This window comes from Acinetobacter stercoris, from assembly GCF_900323515.1.
GTDB classification, from domain to species: domain Bacteria; phylum Pseudomonadota; class Gammaproteobacteria; order Pseudomonadales; family Moraxellaceae; genus Acinetobacter; species Acinetobacter stercoris.
This window is the reverse complement of record NZ_OOGT01000074.1, coordinates 1-17021: the sequence shown is the minus strand read 5'-3', so window position 1 is coordinate 17021 and position 17021 is coordinate 1. Positions and strand designations below refer to the sequence as shown.

At 38.4% G+C, this 17021-nt stretch carries 16 protein-coding genes; 1 reads left to right on the top strand and 15 read right to left on the bottom strand.

The genetic code is table 11. The features are described 5' to 3' along the window. Window positions 1-147: 147 nt before the first annotated feature. The 15 genes from KPC_RS09540 to KPC_RS09470 all read right to left on the bottom strand — a co-directional run bounded on the left by KPC_RS09540 (window position 148) and on the right by KPC_RS09470 (window position 15828). Complete coding sequence (locus KPC_RS09540; protein WP_121974146.1) at window positions 148-1008, bottom strand: cysteine ABC transporter substrate-binding protein; 861 nt, start codon at window positions 1006-1008, stop codon at window positions 148-150. 53 nt (window positions 1009-1061) lie between these two features. Next, on the bottom strand, window positions 1062-1919 hold the full coding sequence (locus KPC_RS09535) for a transporter substrate-binding domain-containing protein (protein ID WP_121974145.1): 858 nt from the start codon (window positions 1917-1919) through the stop codon (window positions 1062-1064). Between the two features lie 19 nt (window positions 1920-1938). After that, window positions 1939-2670, bottom strand: coding sequence for an amino acid ABC transporter ATP-binding protein (locus tag KPC_RS09530; protein WP_121974144.1), 732 nt, complete (start codon window positions 2668-2670; stop codon window positions 1939-1941). Window positions 2671-2672: 2 nt separating this feature from the next. Beyond that, window positions 2673-3338, bottom strand: coding sequence for an amino acid ABC transporter permease (locus tag KPC_RS09525; protein ID WP_121974143.1), 666 nt, complete (start codon window positions 3336-3338; stop codon window positions 2673-2675). Further along, window positions 3328-3987: an amino acid ABC transporter permease gene (locus tag KPC_RS09520; protein ID WP_121974142.1), complete on the bottom strand. Its 660-nt coding sequence runs from the start codon at window positions 3985-3987 to the stop codon at window positions 3328-3330. Before KPC_RS09520 ends, KPC_RS09525 begins: the two co-directional genes overlap by 11 nt. A gap of 337 nt (window positions 3988-4324) precedes the next feature. Beyond that, the gene (locus KPC_RS09515) at window positions 4325-6628 is read right to left on the bottom strand and encodes a glycosyl hydrolase family 95 catalytic domain-containing protein (protein ID WP_121974141.1); all 2304 of its coding nucleotides are present in this window, start codon (window positions 6626-6628) and stop codon (window positions 4325-4327) included. A gap of 174 nt (window positions 6629-6802) precedes the next feature. Beyond that, complete coding sequence (locus KPC_RS09510; RefSeq protein ID WP_228212214.1) at window positions 6803-8071, bottom strand: carbohydrate porin; 1269 nt, start codon at window positions 8069-8071, stop codon at window positions 6803-6805. Window positions 8072-8162: 91 nt separating this feature from the next. After that, the gene (gene fucP / locus KPC_RS09505) at window positions 8163-9395 is read right to left on the bottom strand and encodes an L-fucose:H+ symporter permease (RefSeq protein WP_121974139.1); all 1233 of its coding nucleotides are present in this window, start codon (window positions 9393-9395) and stop codon (window positions 8163-8165) included. Window positions 9396-9411: 16 nt separating this feature from the next. Next, window positions 9412-9753: an L-rhamnose mutarotase gene (locus tag KPC_RS09500; protein WP_121974138.1), complete on the bottom strand. Its 342-nt coding sequence runs from the start codon at window positions 9751-9753 to the stop codon at window positions 9412-9414. Window positions 9754-9784: 31 nt separating this feature from the next. Then, window positions 9785-10561, bottom strand: a complete 777-nt coding sequence (locus tag KPC_RS09495) for an SDR family oxidoreductase (RefSeq protein WP_121974137.1) — start codon at window positions 10559-10561, stop codon at window positions 9785-9787. Window positions 10562-10601: 40 nt separating this feature from the next. Next, window positions 10602-11426 carry an amidohydrolase family protein gene (locus KPC_RS09490; protein ID WP_121974136.1) on the bottom strand — a complete coding sequence of 275 codons (825 nt, stop codon included), beginning with the start codon at window positions 11424-11426 and terminating at the stop codon, window positions 10602-10604. Then, on the bottom strand, window positions 11427-12755 hold the full coding sequence (locus tag KPC_RS09485) for an MFS transporter (protein ID WP_228212212.1): 1329 nt from the start codon (window positions 12753-12755) through the stop codon (window positions 11427-11429). A gap of 57 nt (window positions 12756-12812) precedes the next feature. After that, window positions 12813-14096 carry an L-fuconate dehydratase gene (locus KPC_RS09480; protein ID WP_121974135.1) on the bottom strand — a complete coding sequence of 428 codons (1284 nt, stop codon included), beginning with the start codon at window positions 14094-14096 and terminating at the stop codon, window positions 12813-12815. Between the two features lie 108 nt (window positions 14097-14204). Continuing rightward, window positions 14205-15047, bottom strand: a complete 843-nt coding sequence (locus KPC_RS09475; RefSeq protein ID WP_121974134.1) for a fumarylacetoacetate hydrolase family protein — start codon at window positions 15045-15047, stop codon at window positions 14205-14207. 28 nt (window positions 15048-15075) lie between these two features. After that, window positions 15076-15828: an SDR family oxidoreductase gene (locus tag KPC_RS09470; RefSeq protein WP_121974133.1), complete on the bottom strand. Its 753-nt coding sequence runs from the start codon at window positions 15826-15828 to the stop codon at window positions 15076-15078. 129 nt (window positions 15829-15957) lie between these two features. Here KPC_RS09470 and KPC_RS09465 point away from each other — a divergent pair, with 129 nt between their 5' ends. Beyond that, a complete protein-coding gene (locus KPC_RS09465) occupies window positions 15958-16683 on the top strand; it encodes a FadR/GntR family transcriptional regulator (RefSeq protein WP_121974132.1) in 726 nt (241 codons plus the stop codon). Window positions 16684-17021 lie beyond the last annotated feature (338 nt).

The following is a 17021-nucleotide window of genomic DNA, read 5'->3' as shown; positions in this document are numbered from 1 at the left end:
AGCCTAGATACATGACAATTTTATAGCTTATGACGTTTTTGGCAGTTTTTCTTTTAATTAATCTTTTTTGTTTTCTATAATTCTTGGATTAGCATTTTAGATTATTGACCTTGTATGATCCTACAAGGTCAATAGGAATAAACAGCTTTATTCCACAATCAAGTCTTTTGCAGGGATTGTATCTCCATAAACAGGTTTTAGAGTTTTTTCATAAGCCTGATGAATAACTCCTTCTTTTCCAAGTTTTTCAAGATCTTTATTTAACCAATCCAAAAGCTCTTTATCACCTTTTTTCACTGCTGGTGCAATCAAGTCATGCTCACCAAGTGTAGTAATTCCCACACTATAGTCTGGATTTTCTTTTGCCCATGCTAAAACCAGTAAATTATCATGTGCCAATGCTGCACCACGACCATCTTTTAATGCAGCAAAAGTTTCAGTATTTTGTTCATACTTTTGCAGCTTAATATCAGGATATTGTTTAGTAAAATATGAGTCAGCTGTAGTACCTTTATTGACCAATAAAACTTTATCTTTCAATTGAGAAATATCAGTAACTGGATGATCTTTAGGTGAAACTACACCTAATGCCACTTTTAAATAAGGCTTGGCGAAGTCAACGACCTCTTTACGTTCAGGTGTAACTGTAAAGTTGGCAAAAATAATATCTACTTTATTGGATTTTAAATACTCAACACGATTCGCTGCTTCAGTTAATACAAACTGGACTTTATTTTCATCCCCTAATAAATCTTTTGCCACATGTTTGGCAATTTCCACATCAAAGCCTTGATTTTTACCTTCTGCATCCAGATAACCAAATGGTGGCTTATCACTAAATACACCAATACGGACGACACCATTTTTCTTGATCTGCTCAATACTTGATGTGGCAGTAGTATCCGTTTGAGCCGTATCTTTATTTTCAGTATTTTTACTGCATCCGGAGAGCCCTAAACTTAGAATGGATGCTGCGAGTACATACTTAATATTGTTAAAACTTATCATTTTTCATTTCACCTTTTATGTTTACTATCATTTGAATGTAAAATTGAAACGGGTTATTTTTTAGGTTGAACATCCAGGAAAATACTGGCATCTACCGCTTTTCCATAGATCGGCTGTAATGTCTGGTTATAGATAGCCTTGATTTTTCCAGAATCTCTTAACTGAATAATTTCATGATTTAACCAATGTAGAAGTTGGCTATTGCCCTTTTTTACCGCAGGAGCAATAAAATCTTCATTACCAATTTTTTGAATACCTACGGTAAACTGCGGATTTTGTGCTGCCCAAGCCAATGCGTAAGTGCTGTCTTGAGAAATCGCATCACCACGACCATCCTTGAGTGCATTGAACGCGTCAGTATTTTGCTCAAACTTTAATAGTTTAATTTTTGGATAATTTTTTGAAAAATAACTATCTGAACTTGAACCTTTATTGACAATCAAGGTCTTACCATTTAACTGATTAATATCAGTAATTTCATGTGATTTTGGTGATGCTATACCAAGTGCAGCTTTAAGATAAGGCTCGGCAAAGTCAACAACTTGCTGGCGCTCAGGTGTAACAGAAAAACTGGCAAAGACAACATCCACTTTGTTTGATTTTAAAAATTCCACCCGATTTGCAGCTTCTGTCACTACAAATTCAACTTTACTTTCATCCCCTAACAAATCTTGAGTCACCTGTTTTGCCAGGGCAATATCAAAGCCCTGATTTTTCCCTGCACTGTCGATATAACCAAACGGCGGGTTATCTGCAAATACAGCAACACGAAGAACACCATTTTTTTTAACTTGCTCAAGAGATTGATCTTCAGTTGATGATGCAGGTGAAGCTGTATCAGGTGCTTTCTGACATGCCGTAAGTAACAAGCTGACGAGTACACTACCTGTTATTTTTATCACGTGATTCATAATGTTATTTCTCTGTCTCTTAATAATTCAAAATGTTTAAAAATGCTTTTGCACGTTCAGTTTGTGGTTGTTCAAAAAATTGTTCTGGTGTTGCCTGTTCTATAATTTTTCCCTGATCCATAAATATAATGCGATCTGCAACCTTGCGCGCAAAAGACATCTCATGTGTCACAATCAACATGGTCATCCCCTCTTTAGCCAAACCTAATACGACATCTAAAACTTCCCTCACCATTTCTGGATCTAATGCCGCAGTAATTTCATCAAGCAAAATAACTTTGGGTTGCATGACCAGAGAACGAACGATCGCAATACGTTGTTTTTGTCCTCCAGAGAGTTGGCGAGGATAATCATGTTTCCGGTCTAAAAGCCCGACCCTCTTTAATAACTCATCTGCAACCTTTTCAGCTTCTGCACGCTGCCTTTTTTGTACCTGTATCGGTCCCAATAAAATGTTATCAATCACGTTCATATGACCGAATAATTCATAATTTTGAAATACCATGCCGATTTTTTGACGGGCTTTAATCCATGAAATATCCTGTCCTAACACACCAGTACCACTTAGGGATATTTGTCCACTCTGAATAGGCTCGAGTCCATTGATACAACGCAGCAGTGTACTTTTCCCACAACCTGAAGGCCCTAAAATAACAACAACCTCTCCCTGTTCTACCTCTAAATCTATGCCACGTAAAATATGACTTTGTGCAAAAGATTTCTGTAAATGTTGTATAGATAACAAAGACATAATTACTCCCAAATTTTTTCTAGATATGCTGATAACAAGGACAAGGGATAGCACAGTAAAAAATACAAGATAAAAATAAATCCATAGATCCAGAGTGATGCATCGGGTACCGTCAATAAAGAGTTTTCAATGATCTGTTGTCCCACCTTGATCACTTCAACCACGCCGATCAGCATGGCAAGTGAGCTGGTTTTAACCATACGGGTAAACAAGTTGATTGCACCTGGTGTCACTCGCTTTAAACTTTGTGGAAAAATCACAAAAAATAAAGCTTGATTCGCACTAAGTCCCAAAGCATAAGCCGACTCACGTTGATGACGATCAATCGAACTAATGGCAGCCCGAACCAAATCCCCCATTTCAGCCGTGCCCCAGAGTACGAACACTACGATACACACCAGTTCAGCGGACAATTGCCAGTTAAACCATGTCGCAAAACCAAAATAGAAAACAAACAGTAATACCAGAATGGGAATAATACGAATCGCTTCCAGATAGATTCGGCATAGGCTTTTTACCAAGATATTTTTTGATGTCATGATGACACCTAAAATCGTGCCTAATATTGCCGAGAAAAAAACTGAAATGAACGCAATTTTTGCAGTAATCCACAAACCATACATAAGCCGTTCAAGATGGCTTGGTTGAAATAAATATTCAAATCCCATGACTCACCTTACGACTACGATATTCAAGTAAACTGCTGATAATAGAAACAGGTAATAAAATAATAAAATAAGAAACAATCAGTAAAAATAACGCCTCTGTCGTTTTATAATCCATTCCGATCAAGTCTTTGGTCACAAATAACAGTTCAGCAATAGCAATGGCACTCACCACCGAGCTTTCTTTAATCAAAAATAAGCAGTTTGCCCCGATGGCAGGTATAGATACTGCCAATGCCTGAGGGAAAATAACAAATTTGAAAATCTGGTAGTGATTAAGTCCGATACTTTTTGCTGAATCGATCTGCCCTTTTTGCACAGACTGAAGCCCTGCCCGGAAAGCCTCAGCCATATAGCTGCCTCCCAAAAAGGTCAACCCGAGTACACCACAGGTAAAACCATCCAGTTTGACCCCAAGTCTAGGTAAACCGTAGTACAAGAAAAAAAGCTGTATGAGTAGAGGAGTATTGCGAGAGATTTCAATGTAGATATTGGCGATTGTTTTAAAAAATCTGACCTTGTATGTAATGATGATGCTACAAATCAAACCTACAACAATCGCTAAAAAAATACTGATCACAGAAATTTTTAAGGTCATGATGATCGCAGAAATAAACTGCGGAATGACACTTTCGATGTATTGCCAATTCAAAGGAGATATCCAGTTCTAATATGAAATAATATTTTTCAGTTATTTAAAATTAACTTTTACAAATTTTACGTTTTCTATTTTTTTATCCAAATATTTAAATAAGATAAGCTTAACTTAAAAGTTGATTAACTTCTTAACCATATCCATCATCTTATACCCTTGCATTATTATATTTTTTATAAACAATAACTAAAAAAAATAGCGAATTATCTGTGTTATTTTCAGATTACAAATCATGAATACAATATGAAATACCCTATTTTGGATGATCAAGGGATACAGCCTCATTTATCCTATAAAAATAAAAAAGGCTTATCCTGAATTTTAGCTGAACTGATCAGCCTCCATTTTTCAATTCAAGTATTTCTCCCTTTTGCATGCTCAAGGTATAAACACCGCGATCAGCCGCTGGTAACTCTTTTTGTGGTGAAAAAACCTTATCCCCCAGATTCGGTTTAATTTTGATTGTCCCGCCAGCTTCACTTTTTATTGTAATACTGCTATTTATCCCAGCCACACGTTTAGCTGAAATCAAAAAGGCTCCATCTGTTCTAAAATTATCAAAAGACAAGTCTTTCCATTGACTTGGGATTGCAGGGAACACCCGCACTATACCATCCCAATACTGTAAACTTAATTCCTGTAAACTAGTCATTGCTGAAAAAGGAGTTTCTATAACAGGGCCTGTTTCAGCATAAAGCGTGTTCGGTTTTACATAAGTATTCAACAATGTTTGAAGTGCTTGAAGTGCTTTGTCGCCATTCCCCATCATTGCCTGCATGGATGCATTTCCTGTAAACGAATATCCTTGCAGTGCCGAAGTTTTACTTTGCCATGTATTGATAGAAGTCTGGATCAAATTCCTATTTTCTTGTTGATCCCAGTTAACCTGATAAAATGGATAAATCATCATCAAATGTGAATAATGACGATGCGACTGGGTATAAGCAATATTTGAAGATATCTTAAAACCAGTCGCATCTTGCGGGAAATCAATCAGATTATTGGCGACATCTTTCCATTTAGCTAAAGACACATCATTTTTTTTCAGCTCGGAATTCAAAGAAATCAGTGCATTCAATCCCCACTTTAAAATAGCCAAATCATAATTGGTATTATAATCATAAGCATTTGGGTATTCAGGCGAATACGTTTTCACCGCAAATTCGTATTTGCCATTTGTATTCTTTTTGAGTAAATGTAGCTGATATTGCACACTCCTTTTCAATATATCAAACAGGTTATTTCCTATATTGGCATCCATTGAATATCTATAATGCTGATAATAGTAATATAAAAGCCAGGTTAAATTGCCTAGCTCGGATTGAGCATTATTATTTGCATACTGTCCATCAGTTTCAGTAGAAAGTAATACAGGGCTAATCAGATCAGCTCCTGAGGTACGCCCGATTGCGGCAGAGTCATTTTGATATTGTTCAGGGACATTGTTGATTAGATTCTGTTTATTTTTATCAATGACATTGACCAATGTCTTTGCCAATTCCAGATGATTTGCAGCATACAGTGGAGAATAGGTCAATTGCATGTTTAGATTGAACCAATAACCTGGCCATGGCGTTTTATTAACTGCCCAAGGTCCTTGTAAATCAATTGCCGAGCCACCTTCTCTGCTACTACTGCCAAATTTGTAAAGCTGCATATTATAAAATGCTTGTAGTTTTGGATCAGGCATTCTATATACTGATTTTTGATAAAAATCATGCCAATGTTTTTCATGCATCTTGATTTTATTATTTAAGTCTGCCAGATCAAAATGCTCTAATGTTTGATTAATTTTTTCGGAAACATTGCTATCTTCACGTGAATAATAAGTTGTCGCAATAATTGTGGTTTTATTCCCTTGGGTAATTGTTTTATAACCTAAACCATATCCTCCACCAGCCAACATGGCAATACTGTAAATCGAATTATTTCCTGAAGTTGAATATTGCACATCGGCATTGCCCTGATAGCCAGCAATCGTGCCTGAAGTTTTTTGTCTTGGACTTACAGAGGGCTCGGTAATCCACTTAATATTTGCTGCTTGAACTGGTGCAGTATTCCCTTCGATTTCAATAATTACAATGTCTTCATCAGCAAGTGTTCTGGTTTGAACCTTAAACTGTTGGCTATTTTCAATATTTACACTCGCTGTTGCCAGTGCCGTATAAAGGTCCATCTTTCCTGATGCAGTTGTAATAGTACTGCCTAAATTAAGCTCAAAGTGTCCCAAAGGAAAACGGCTTTGTAAAAAAAGCGTATCAGGAAATACATATGTTCCATCTTTAGTCCGGTGATCATATAAATCAGTTCTTCCTAGATCTATACGTACAGATGATGGACTGTCACTGGACAAATAAGTCATCGTACCTACCAATCCATTACCAGTAAAAATACCGTTATAAATATCTTTTTTTAGCTCATTTACTGTAAATGCATCTGGTCTATTTTCAGCAGTAGTCGAAACCGCAAGCATACTTTGAGAGAGATTTGTTGCATGGATAGTGTTATTTGCCAAATAACCAGAGTTTGAATAAACAGCTGCTGTAGAGTCATGACTATCTGCTGACTCATTACATGCTGAAAGTAAACTGATATTCAATAGTAATGTGATTGATAATGTTAGTTTTCTGAGTTTCATATTTCCTCCATATCACGTTTGAAAACAGCGTGATAATGAATATATTCTTATCGGTATTTAGGATTATTTATCGTCTACATTCTCATACCGGGGCATTTATTCAGCTTTTGCCCATACCCCAGTATTGAAAACTGATGTTCTTATTTCTTTTAATCAGTATCGTTAGTTAAGCCATTAAAAATTCATGTTAAATTTGACACCACCCACCCAGGCATCACCATAGGCTTTATTGGCACCGATATTTTTAACATATTGAATATTCGGACGTATGGTTAGCCAGTTCGTTGCTTTTAATCCATAATAAATTTCAGCATCTAATTCATCATTAAAACCACGATCATTGACAGTGCCTCTAAAATTTACGGCATCTGTATTGACTGCAATTCGGGCTAGACCAATACCGATTTCATCTTTTGGACGTGCATCAAATGCACCCGTATAAACTACAGCCAAGTTTTCAGCATCTGAATATGTACTGGTCTTATTATCATAAAAAGTTGCTTGTCCCATTATGGTCAAACCGCGAGAAGCATCGCCATTATGTGTAGTAATCTGTTGTTTACCAGAGAGCCAGACTGCCCATTTATGATGATTTGCATCAAAATCAGCTGAAATATAAGGCTCTGTATAATCAACTTTTACGTTCTGGCTATCTACAGTACTGAATAAATATCCTGCACGATATTCACCTGGTAATGGCAAGTGACTTGATAACGATTTTGGCTGCCACACAATTTCAACTGGAATCACTGCTCCATCTGAACCATCTGTACTCAAGTTAAAACCATCGCTCGCTGATGTCGCATTTGCATTTACAGTGTTCCGTTCATAGACACCAATCTGGGTAAATAGTTCAGGTTGGACATTGTACTTCACACGTGCTGCCCATTGACTAACAGGACCGTTATACCACTGATCACCAGCCCAGTTACCAGCCTGCCCGCCACACAACGCCAAATTTTGAAATTCACAGTCAAACCCTGCAAAATCTTCACCGACTCCAAAACGTCCCAGCTTTATATCAAGTTTTTGATCTAAAAATTTCTTTTTGATCCATAGGTCAGTTAGTCGCCATGTCTGCCCACGACCATACACCTCTTGTGTCTGGTTGAATTGTGGAGCCATAGCATCTGATTCATTATTTAGAGATTGACCACCGCGATGTGTAATCGTAATCAGGGCTTCAGTATCTTGCCAGCCGAATATTTTATTCAAATCGAAATGACTACCAAATGTCCACTGATCGGCATAGGCACTTCCTTTGCCTTTACGGTCTGCATCCATAACACCTGCAAACTCACCTGTATAGGCAACAGTAAAATCATATCCAAGATTCTTTAGTTCAGTCCTTTTACCATTCCAGTCTCCAAACATCCATGGACTGCTTCGCTCAAATGCATCTGCAGCAAAAATAGAACTGCTTATACCGCCCAATAATGTCATGAATACTGCTGACCTTAGGCTTAAACGTTTATGCTTTAATTGTTCCATCAATTCATCCTTGTTTTATAAAATTCAAAATTTCCTAAACTATTTATTCCACGATATGTTTTGCTGTCATTTTTCTATAACTAAGTGCATAAAAAATAACAACAATAAAGCATACGAGAGGAAGGATATAAGCGTTATGCGTACCAAAGTGATCCGCTATTTTGCCCATGAAAAATGGCATGATTGCACCACCTACGATTGCCATGATCATGAATGAACTACCAATTTTAGTTTTTGAACCCAGATTTTTAACGCCCATAGCAAAAATGGTTGGGAACATAATTGACATGAAGAAGAACACTGAAATTGCGGCAATCACTGAGATATATTGCATTCCAGATAAAATGATCAGACACAAAATAGTATTGATAATTGCATAGATCATCAGCAAGGTAGATGCTGATACTTTCGACATAATCCCTGTGCTGACAAAACGACCAATCAAAAAAGCCAGCATTGCGATAGAAAGAAAATACGCCCCTGTCTGACTGCTGCTTTCTGGCCATGTTTCTACAACCAGATTGATAAAGAACGCACCGACACCAACCTGTGCTGCGACATAAACCAATTGGGTTAACACACCAAATTTAAACTCTGAATGCGACCATAGAGATGCAGAATTGGTTTTCGCATTTTCAGCGTCGAGCTTTGCTTCATTTTCACGTAAATCGGGAAGTTTTGTTTTGGCAAATAAGGCAATTAGAATTACAACAATAACAGCAATCCCAACATACGTGTATGTGACTGCACCTAACCCGGTATCTCCTTGCTTAGATGCTTCATTAAAGAAAAATAAACCGCCAATCAATGGACCAAAAAACTGTCCAAGCCCGTTAAATGATTGCGATAAATTTAAACGTTGTTCGGCCGTCGATGGATCACCCAAAGCAGATGAATAAGGATTTGCAGCTGTTTCCAGGCATCCCAGACCTAATGCCAGTACAAAAAGCGCCAATAGAAAAAAGCCAAATGTCATTGCATTTGCAGCAGGTACAAAAAGTAATGCACCTATCGCATAAAGTGACAATCCAAGAATAATTCCTGCCTTATAGCCCTTTTTGTTAATAAATAGTCCCGCTGGCAAGGCAACTACAAAATAAGCGCCAAAATAGGCAGCTTGAATAAGCCCCGACTGAGCTTTGGTAATATGTAATGCTTCCTGAAAATGCTTGTTTAACACATCAACCAAACCATAAGAGAGTCCCCACATAAAAAATAATGTAGTGACCAACATAAATCCTATTCTGAATTGTGGTTCAGTAATTTTTGCTTTCATTGTGACTTTCCCTGCCTTAATCTTGTTGTTTTAGATCGAAAATTTTCTGCATTTCAATCCATTTTTCACCCTGTTTGGCACTGCTTAATGGTTGTTGAAACTGCCACATCAACTGCTCCCACTCCAGATTTTTAGGCTCATCCAGTGCAATCTGTTCAGCCTTGAGCGGGTCATAGTCATCTTGTGTATCCATAACCATGAACAGCCGGTTTTCGATCTGCCAGATCTGCATCTCCAGTACACCGCGCTGTCGAATATTTTCCGCAATTTCAGGCCATATTCTTTGATGAACCTGCTGATATTTCATGATTTTTTCTGCATCATTAATCAAGTCGAGTGCTAAACAATAACGTTTCATCCCTGCTCTCCTTTAAAAGACGACTTGAAAATCAGTCTAGTGCCCGATCCAGATGGGTATACCCACCATCGACAAATAAGAGCTGTCCTGTTGTATGTGATGAAACATCAGAGAGTAGAAAAACAGCGGTATCAGCTATTTCCTCTACAGTGGTCATACGATGACCTAGGGGAATGTTTTGACTAATTTGTGCCAGCTTTTGCTCTGGATGATCAAAACTATCGATCCAGCGTTGATATAAAGGTGTCATCACTTCTGCTGGCAAAACTGCATTTACACGGATACCATCTTTGCGATATTGTGCTGCCCATTCACGAGTCAGAGCCAAACGTCCACCATTTGAAGCTGCATATCCACTGGTATACCCCTGACCAGTAAGGGCAACTTTTGAACCGATATTGACGATACTGCCACGGCTCTGTTTTAGATGTGGAATGCAATAATGCGCCATGACAAAATAATGGATCAGGTTTTTTTCCAGAGACTGTTTAAAGGCAGCAACACTATCTTCCAAGCCAACATTGTCATTCACACCTGCATTATTCACGAGTCCATCTATACGTCCATAACGTTCAACAACTGCCTGAACCTGTTGCTGACAGGCTTCTTCTTGCATCAGATCTAACTGATGGAAAGAATATTGAGCTTGTTTTTGTTTAAGCTTTTCTACAAAGTCCTGCGCAAGCTTGGAACGCCCAAAAATTGCGACATTGGCACCTTCTTCAAGCAGACGAAGTGTTATTGCGCCACCAATACCAGCGCCACCACCAGTCACGATAAAAACCTTATCTTTTAAATGTAAATCCATATCCAATGCTCCAGTTTCATTTCTTAATTCAAGATCTCATTCATAATTTGTACAAACGTGCAGGTGTTCCCACTTCAACCTGCAAACGTTCTGAATCAGACCAGTTTTCTGTCCATTGATCCCAGAACTGCATCAATGTGGCATAATCATGGGTAGCATAGGACACTGGCCAGTCCGATCCCCAAAGCAATCTCTCAGCACCAAAATATTCAATGACTGTATTGATATGTGACTGAAAGTCTTTGGCTTGACTCGCAATACCACCTTCAGTCACCAAGCCTGAAATCTTTAGATTTACATGTGGCATAGCGGCCAGTGCTTGTATTGACTGCTTCCAGCTAGCAAATGCCGAAGTGGAATACATCACTGGTTTTACCAAATGGTCTATCACCAATTCATACTGATCGTGCCGTTTACAGAACTGAATTGCTGCTGCAAGGTCTTTTTGATGAATCAAGACACCATAAAGCAATTCATTTTGCTGGATTTTTTTCACACCCAAATTAAATTTCTGATGATTCAACATATAGTCACTTGGATTTTTTTCATCCTGTAACATATGTCTAAAGCCTTTAATCAAAGGATATTTCTTGAATTGCTCAAGCTGAGAGTCCGCATCCTGTTCAAAATCAAACCACCCAACGATTCCTTTAATACGCGAATCCTGTTTAGCCAGTGTTTGGAGATAGTCATTTTCCTCAAGACAAGGACGTGCCTGCACAGCAATAACACCTTGAATCTTTTCAGGTAAACTTTCCCATAGATCGCTTGGCGACATATCTTTGGCAATAGCTTTCAAATCGCCTTTAATCCAGGGAAACTCTTCAGGGTTATATCTCCAAAAATGCACATGGCTATCAATCACTTAAACTCTCCTTGCTAATTGCTTGCCAGATATATGATGTTCACGCTTTAGTAAAAATAAAAAGACCACACCAATAAAACCAACGATTGCCAGTACAGTTAAACCTGCAATGTCGTTATTCCACATTTGATCCACCCAGTTTTTTAAATTAGGTGCAACAAAGCCCCCCAGATTTCCTATAGAACCAATAAGTGCTGTTCCAATTGCAGCAGCACGACCAGATAGATACTGGGTCGGTAAATTCCAGAACAAAGGTTGTACAACAATAAAACCAACAACTGCTAGTGAAATCATCAACATAAACCCAAAAATGTGCGTCATTTGGGTAGAAAGCCCTATACCGATAACTGCACATGACAACATCAATATCGCCATACTGTTCCAGTTGGCTTTTTTATCAGCAATTCGGGTAATCACAGGCAATAAAAACAAGGTACAAATCCAGGGTATGGCGCTGTAATATCCAACAGTTAAACCGACATGGGTATTGAGGAGTTCAGCCAACTTCGTCGGCAGGTAAAACAATACACCGTACACACTCATTTGAATGGTGAAATAGATAAAGACAAACCGCCAAACATGCCAGTCTCTAAATACATTACGATGCGGTGAGTGATCAGTTTGATCTTGTGCAGATAGATCTTTTGCCAGTGCCTGATTTAATAATTGCTTTTCATATGCTGTCAGCCACTTTGCCTGATCAGGTTTACTGACCAACACAAAAAAGGCGACGATACCGACAAAAACGGTCAAACTACCTTGTACAATGAACATCCATTGCCAATTTTTGAAACCGAAGGTATAACCAGAGTCTAGTAACCATCCAGAAAATGGCCCGCCAACCATTAAGGCAATAGGTACACCGAGATAATACCAACCATAAGCCTGTCCCCGATATGCTTTGGGAAACCAATAAGTTAAGAAAAGAATAACGCCTGGTGAAAAACCTGCTTCTGCTGCCCCCAACAGAAATCTCAGGATATAAAAACTCATGGGGTCACGAACGAAAATCATGGCAATCGAGACTAATCCCCATGTCACCATGATTCTGCTTAACCACAACCGCGCACCCACTTTATGCAAAATCATGTTACTTGGGACTTCAAACAGGGCATATCCAATAAAGAATATGCCTGCCCCAAGTGCATATGCCGACGCACTGATTCCTGCATCAACTTCTATATAGTGCTTCACGAAACCGACATTTGAGCGGTCTAACATTGCCAAAGCAAACATCAATACAATTAATGGCAACAAACGAAACTTCACTTTTCGCATCAATGTTGTTAATTGTGGCTGTTCTGGCGTCATTTCCTTGATCGTTTGCATATCAATTATCCTTTGATATGAGCCGTTTTAAGTCACTAAAACGGCTTAATATTGCATTTATCCTGCATTTCGGAATAAATATTGCTGGATTGAGGCTGCTTTCATTTCTATTGAAAAACCAGGCATTTTGGGAGGCATATAGGCAGCATTTTCAATTACGCAAGGTTCTATAAAATGCTCATGTAAATGATCCACATATTCAGTTACACGACCTTCTTTTGAAGCTGAGAACCACAAGTAATCAATCATGGATAGATGCTGAACATATTCACATAGCCCTACACCACCAGCATGTGGACATACTTTTAATTTATATTTGGCAGCCATAAGTAATACACAAAGGACTTCATTGATCCCTCCCATGCGGCATGCATCAATCTGCACCACATCTATGGCTTCACGCATGATAAACTGCTTGAACATAATACGGTTTTGACACATTTCCCCTGTCGCCACCTGAATAGGCTTAACTGCTTGTCGTATCGCTCTATGAGCTTCAACATCATCAGGAGACGTTGGTTCTTCAATGAACCAGGGGTTGGCAAATGCGAGTTCATTCACCCATGCAATAGCTTGATCTCTTTCCCAAATCTGGTTGGCATCAATCATCAAGTTACGATCTGGACCTATAATGTCACGTGCAATTTTGACACGGCGTTTATCCTCTTCCAGATCACGACCAACTTTTAACTTGATATAGTTAAATCCTTCATCGACGGCTTCCTGACATAAGCGAGCCAGTTTTTCTTCACTATATCCAAGCCATCCTGCTGAAGTGGTATAACAAGGATACCCCTCTTTGAGTAAAACCTGCTCTCGCTGGTCTTTAGCTGCTGCATTATTTTTTAAAATCTGCAATGCTTCTTCAGGTGTAATGCAATCTGTTAAATATCTGAAATCTATACAACTTACGACTTGTTCGGGGGTCATATCTGCAACCAGCTTCCAAACTGGTTTAGACTCGCTTTTAGCCCATAGATCCCAAATCGCATTCACTACCGCACCCGTAGCCAAATGCATTGCACCTTTATCTGGACCAATCCAGCGTAACTGACTATCCGATGTCAAATGACGCCACATATGTGCAGGATTTTGCTTGACTTCGTCAATATCCAGTCCAACTACCAGATGACGCATAGCTTCAATTGCTGCACAGCATATTTCGTTACCACGACCAATCGTAAACGTCAGTCCATGACCTGATAGTTTTTCATTGTCTGTTTTTAAAATCACGTATGCAGCTGAGTAATCTGGATCAGGATTCATGGCATCCGAACCATCCAGTTGCTGCGAAGTCGGGAAGCGAATATCCAATACTTCCAAGTCTGTAATTTTAAGCATATCTCAGCCCTATCCTTGTATTTTGGCTATTTTCAAAGACAAAGTGTCCCTAAAGACATTGCATAAATGCCTTTGAAAATAAAATCTGTCTGTTAAATCGGAAATGTTTTATTGTGCTGCGACAACCTTTTGCTGTTGCTCGCCTAAACCATCAATCCCTAAACGCATGACTTGTCCTGCCTTTAAATAAACTGGTGGTTTTTGTCCCAGACCTACTCCTGGCGGCGTACCTGTAGAAATGACGTCACCAGCTTGTAAACTCATAAATTGACTGAGATAACTTACAATCGTTGGAATATCAAAAATCATGGTACTGGTATTACCATTTTGGTAACGATGGCCATCCACTTCTAACCAGATATTTAAATTATGCGGATCTTCTATTTCATCTTTGGTCACCAGCCAAGGACCGGTTGGACCAAAAGTATCACAGCCCTTTCCTTTATCCCATGTCCCAGTGCCCTCTAGCTGTAAAGCACGCTCTGATACGTCATTGATAACACAGTATCCAGCAACATAATCCATAGCTTGCTCTTTGCTGATATAGCGCCCATCTTTCCCGATGACAACTCCAAGCTCAACTTCCCAGTCTGTCTTTTCAGAATTTTTCGGGATTTCAACATCATCATTTGGTCCAACCACTGCACTGGTCCATTTGTTAAATACAACAGGTTCAGCAGGTACTTCTGCACCTGTTTCTGCAGCGTGATCCGAATAGTTCAAACCGATACAAATAAACTTGCCAATCTCTGCAACACAGGCACCAAGACGGGTTTGCGCATCAACTACGGGCAAAGTTGATAAATCAGTATTTTTAATTTTATCCAGCTGCTTAGCCAATACTGCGCCATTGATATCGTTGACAACTGAGGATAAATCACGGATTTGACCATTCTGATCCAAGATACCTGGTTTTTCCTGTCCTTTCTCGCCAAAACGTAATAATTTCATAAAGCTATCCTTAATTTATTTTCTAAAATCAGTTAGACCAACCACCATCAATCATATTGATCGTACCAGTAGTAAATGCAGATTCATCACTTGCAAGATAAAGTGCCAATGCTGCTATTTCTTCAGTCTTACCCACACGTCCCATCGGCTGGCGGGCAACAAATTGCTGATAGACCTCTTCGACTGTCTTATTTTGCTCTTTGGCTTGAGTTTCAATGCGTTGATGTAATGATGGTGACTCAACCGTACCTGGGCAAATGGCATTACAACGGATACCTTGAGTAATATAATCCGCTGCAATTGCTTTGGTCATACCCAAAACCGCAGCTTTAGTCGCACTATAAGAAAAACGGTTTGGAACACCTTTTATACTAGATGCAGCTGATGACATATTAATAATCGATGCTTTACCGTTTTTTAACATTGATGGTAAAAATGCACGAATCATGTGATACATAGAGTCCACATTAATTTGAAATGCACGCTGCCACTGAGCTTCATCACACTCAAGAATTGAACCAGCTGGAACCCAGCCAGCACAGTTAAACAAAACATCTACTGAAGAATGCTTTTCTGCAAAAGCCTGAATCTGAGCTTTATCTGTTACATCTAAATATTCGATCGTAATGTTTTCTGCTTCATTTTGAAGCTCTTGCAAGAGGTCAAGATTAATATCTGTTGCAATCACCGTGGCACCTTCTTTGGCAAATGCCAATACAGTGGCTCGACCAATTCCTTGTGCAGCTGCTGTGATTACACAAGTTTTATTTGCTAATCTCATACTTCTTCCTTGTTTTTGCATTATAATAAGGTCAAAGCCAAAATTGGCTAGACCAGATATCTGGTCTAGCCAATTTAAGTGATTTAATATTTTTTGGCAAGACCAATTTGAAACAAAAAGTTGACTTTTATGCAGCAGACACGTCTTTATCAAAATATTGTAAATAAAATTCAAGAAGATATTAAAAATGGTGTATATCAGATTGGTTCAAAACTACCGCCTGAAAGAGATCTGGCTCAGCAACTTGGTGTTAGCCGAACTTCAGTTCGTGAAGCTATTATTGCTTTGGAAGTATGGGGAATAGTCGAGGTCAAACTGGGAAGCGGCGTTTATGTGCTAAAAAATCAGCAAGATATTGCTGAGCCACAAACTGAAATTGACAGTAATATACATCCATTACTACTGCCACATTTAAAAGAACAAGATATTATTACACCATTTGAAGTCCTGGAAGCCCGTTTGCATATTGAACCTTTTTTGGCTGAACTTGCAGCTAAAAATAGATCAGCAGAACAATTGGATGAAATTAAAGAAGCATTTTTAATGAATGTACGTGACAATTTAGATCATTCTAATGATCACATCGGTGATCGGTTGTTCCATATCCGAATCGCTGAAGCAAGTCAGAACAATGCCTATGCTTTTTTCCTAAAATATTTACTTGGACAACACTATACCGAACTGTTCAACCGTATGCGTACCTTATATACGCCTGAAGATATGCCATTACGATCCCAGCTTGAGCATCAGGAAATCTTACTCGCCATACAAAATCAGGACCCTGCTGCTGCTAAAAATGCAATGAAAAAACATATCCAGAATGTGATTAAAATTTTCTCAAGAAAAGTTGAATAACTCATTTCAAAACCTACATTCATGTCTATTTTCTATTGATTGATATATGGGCTGAGGTCAGCCCAAATATGAGACAGCTTTAATGTTGAGCAAAGACGATAGAACAACTAAAAAAATATAAGCTTTTCAAAAAACAAGCTTTAAATAAATTACGTCAGCATTTTATTTATAAGTACTTCAAATTGAATATATTTTATTTCTTTATAAAATCTGGTTTTATACTCTGAATTATTAAGCGGTTTTTTAAAGAATTACAAATACAAAGCTTAGTTTGCTCATTAAATACCATTTATTTTCAATATATTAAAAATAAATGGTACTTATTCTTTATCCATTAA